Origin of the sequence: Nostoc flagelliforme FACHB-838 (assembly GCF_014698065.1) — a bacterium.
Lineage (GTDB): Bacteria > Cyanobacteriota > Cyanobacteriia > Cyanobacteriales > Nostocaceae > Nostoc > Nostoc flagelliforme_B.
Window position 1 is genome coordinate 1 of sequence record NZ_JACJSI010000551.1, and the last position, 3178, is coordinate 3178.

Annotated in this window: 4 protein-coding genes; all 4 read left to right on the forward strand. The window is 43.0% G+C overall.

Annotated elements, in window-relative coordinates:
- Window positions 1-132 precede the first annotated feature (132 nt).
- Entirely contained in the window at window positions 133-426 is a 294-nt protein-coding gene (locus H6G97_RS48535; protein ID WP_190947445.1) for a hypothetical protein, read from the forward strand.
- Window positions 427-676: 250 nt separating this feature from the next.
- Window positions 677-1594, forward strand: a complete 918-nt coding sequence (locus H6G97_RS48540) for a helix-turn-helix domain-containing protein (RefSeq protein WP_242056142.1) — start codon at window positions 677-679, stop codon at window positions 1592-1594.
- Between the two features lie 103 nt (window positions 1595-1697).
- Window positions 1698-2471, forward strand: a complete 774-nt coding sequence (locus tag H6G97_RS48545) for an enoyl-CoA hydratase/isomerase family protein (RefSeq protein WP_190947446.1) — start codon at window positions 1698-1700, stop codon at window positions 2469-2471.
- 49 nt (window positions 2472-2520) lie between these two features.
- Window positions 2521-3000 carry a VOC family protein gene (locus H6G97_RS48550; protein ID WP_190947447.1) on the forward strand — a complete coding sequence of 160 codons (480 nt, stop codon included), beginning with the start codon at window positions 2521-2523 and terminating at the stop codon, window positions 2998-3000.
- Window positions 3001-3178: the final 178 nt, after the last annotated feature.

The following is a 3178-nucleotide window of genomic DNA, read 5'->3' on the forward strand; positions in this document are numbered from 1 at the left end:
ACTAGGGCTAAGTTTCCGTCCAAGAAGCCAGTACATAAGGGGGCAGGAGTTAAATTGGAAACACTTACTTTTTCTGTAATCAATACTGCTTAGAGCTTAACCGAACCGTATTGGGATGGCTCCTGGTTAGCCTTGCTCGTCTGTGAAAACGGTGAACCTTTTGCTTGTGGATTGCGCCCAGGAATCCAGATTCAGCTAAATAACCAATTGTCTGCAACGGTGGGCGAGCGCGATCCTCATATCCCGCGTCTATGGAAATTGCGCTTTTCTCAATCAGGGTCTGAACTGATTCAATCGCTTTACCGTATTGGACAACCGATTCGCTATGAGTACGTTTCTGCACCTTGGGCATTAGATGCTTATGAGAATGCTGTGAAGATGAAGTATTTATGGCATGAGTTTGGCGATCTAAACTTAATTATCTAGTTTGATTCACAGCCGGAGTTTTTCAAGAGTTAGCACTTACTTAATCGTCGGTGCGAAATGTGGGATAAAATAGCCCTCACCAAGCAATTGGTAGAGTCGATGGGCGGTATTACTCGCCGCACCTCACTACCTTGTTCTGGAAATTCAAACTTTATTCTTGCTTTTAAGTAGCGAAAGATACCTGATTTTATGCCTGACGGGACTTTAAAGCTCGCTGTATACTTCTGTTATCATCTAAAAACTTAACCGGATGCGTCAAAACCGATCTAAAGATAAATTACTCGAAACGGTCAGCCTTCTAGACGAGTTACCAGATCGGGCAGTTTTTTCGAGTAAATCGAAGGGTTGGAATGGTATTGTGACTGGATATTATCATCATCCCGCCAATGAATTAGTTTCGCCACCGCTGTCTCAACACCTGATTACCTTAAACTGTGGTTCACCCTACCACCTTGTGCAACAGCTTGATGGCCAAGTTTATCAAGGGCAAGTTTTAACAGGAGAGATGATCCTGACACCTGCAAATTATGCAACCCAATGGTGTTGGGATAGCCAAGTAGATGTTTTACACGTATGCTTGGAACCAAAATTTATTGATAAGGTTGCATTAGAGGCAGTCGAAGTAGATGCTAATCGTGTGGAAATTCTTAATTGTTTTGCTGGGGCTGACCTCCAGATTCAACATCTAGGTAATTTGCTGCTTGTCGAATTACAATCGGAAAAACTGGGCAATCGTCTCTACGCCGAATCATTAACCACTGCTTTAGTCGTTCATTTAATCAGAAAGTACAGCAGCATTCAGAAAACCGTCAGGCAGTACTCTGGTGGTTTACCCAAGTCTAAATTACAATGGGCAATCACCTACATTCAAGAAAATTTAAACCAAGACTTAAGTTTGGATGAAATTGCGGCAGAGGTAAATCTAAGTTCATATCATTTTGCTCGTTTATTTAAACAATCAACAGGTTTAGCACCCCATCAGTATCAAATTCGTTGCCGAGTTGAACGTGCTAAGGAGTTGTTGCAACAGGGTCAAATGGCGATCGCGGATGTTGCTACTCATGTTGGTTTCTACGATCAAAGTCACCTCAGCCGTCATTTCAAGCGGATGTTCGGTGTTTCACCGAAAGTCATTCAGCAAAATAGCAATAACATCCTCATTCCTTAGCAAAAGCGTCCAAGACTCCACCGCGTAAGTCCTTTTAAAGTTGGAGTAGATAACAAACAGCGTCATTATTTACTCTAACTAGATTTTCAAGGCAGGGATAGTCATGGTTAGTTTTGATACCTATAAACACAAATACGAAAATCTCCGCATGGAGCGCACCGACTCTGGTATTTTGACAGTCACGATGCACACTAATGGCGGTTCCCACATCCATACAGGGAAAGCACATCGAGAGTTCCCAGATGCGTTTGGTGAAATTGCCCGCGATCGCCAAAATGAAGTTGTGATTTTAACGGGTGCTGGCGACCAATGGATTAGCCACATTGACTTTTCCACCGTGGATGACATTACTACACCATCTGGTTGGTATGCCATTATGACAGAAGCGCGCCAATTTCTCTACAATTTTCTTGACATTAATGTTCCTGTGATCTCAACCATCAACGGGCCGGCTCCCATTCATGGTGAGTATGCGTTAATTGCAGATATTATCTTGGCGGCTGAGGAGGCATACTTTCAAGATAACCAGCACCTATCGGTTGGGGGCGGAGTTGTACCCGCCGACGGGGTGCAGATTCTCTATCCAGCGGCAATGGGTGATATTCGACGGCACTATTTTCTGTTAACAATGCAGAAACTATCAGCAGCAGAAGCATTGCAAATTGGTATGGTCAATGAGGTTCATCCTCGTGAAAAACTCTTAGCTAGAGCCAATGAGTTAGCACAGCAACTTCTTCGTCTCGATCCATATACACGCCGCTACACCCGACTGATGTTTACCCGAAAGCTCAAGCGAAAAGTGATTGAGGAACTTTCCTTTGACATGGGTTTAGAGGGGCTTTCGGTGATCTCCGCCGTGAAGCCTAAAAATTCATAACCAGTAGAGCGTAGGCAGCATTTATCAAATCACTGACAAGAGAAATACCATGACTTATAATCAACAGCAAAGCAAAGGTATTAAGAGCTTACAGCTTGTTAACGTTGCAGTATCGGTGATGAATTTGGATGAGGCAATCGCTTGGTATAGCGATAAATTGGGTTTCAAGCTGAAATATCGAACATCCGCGATTGAAGGAATTGAGTTAGCTTTGATGGAGAAAAACAAACTCTACATTGACCTAATTCACTATCCTCAACCGATTAATCTAGAAATTGAGCGTAAACAGCCGCCGTTTCACCTCCAAATTACAGGCTTACGCAACCTAGTATTTTTTGTAGACGACATTGCAACTGCAAATACCGAACTTAAAGAAAAAGGCGTGGATTTGATGTGGGAGAGCAATTTTCTGCCTCACTTGGGAACCAAAGTGACAGCTTTTCGGGATATGGACGCTAATTTAGTTGCTTTTTGGGAGAAAAACGACCAAATACTCAACTATTTACAAACAGGACACACAGAAAGTTAATAAAACGCAAGCTTAGACACTTCCAGGCAACTGACGCGATGACGTATAATTTCAAAGCGAACACCCAATTTAGTAGATGTTTGAGACTTGAGTCTTGTCAAGCCCAGAATTCGGGTTGAATCAGGTCGCTGGCGAGTGCTATTAAACTAGCAAAATCAATCCGGCTCAAGAGTATCCA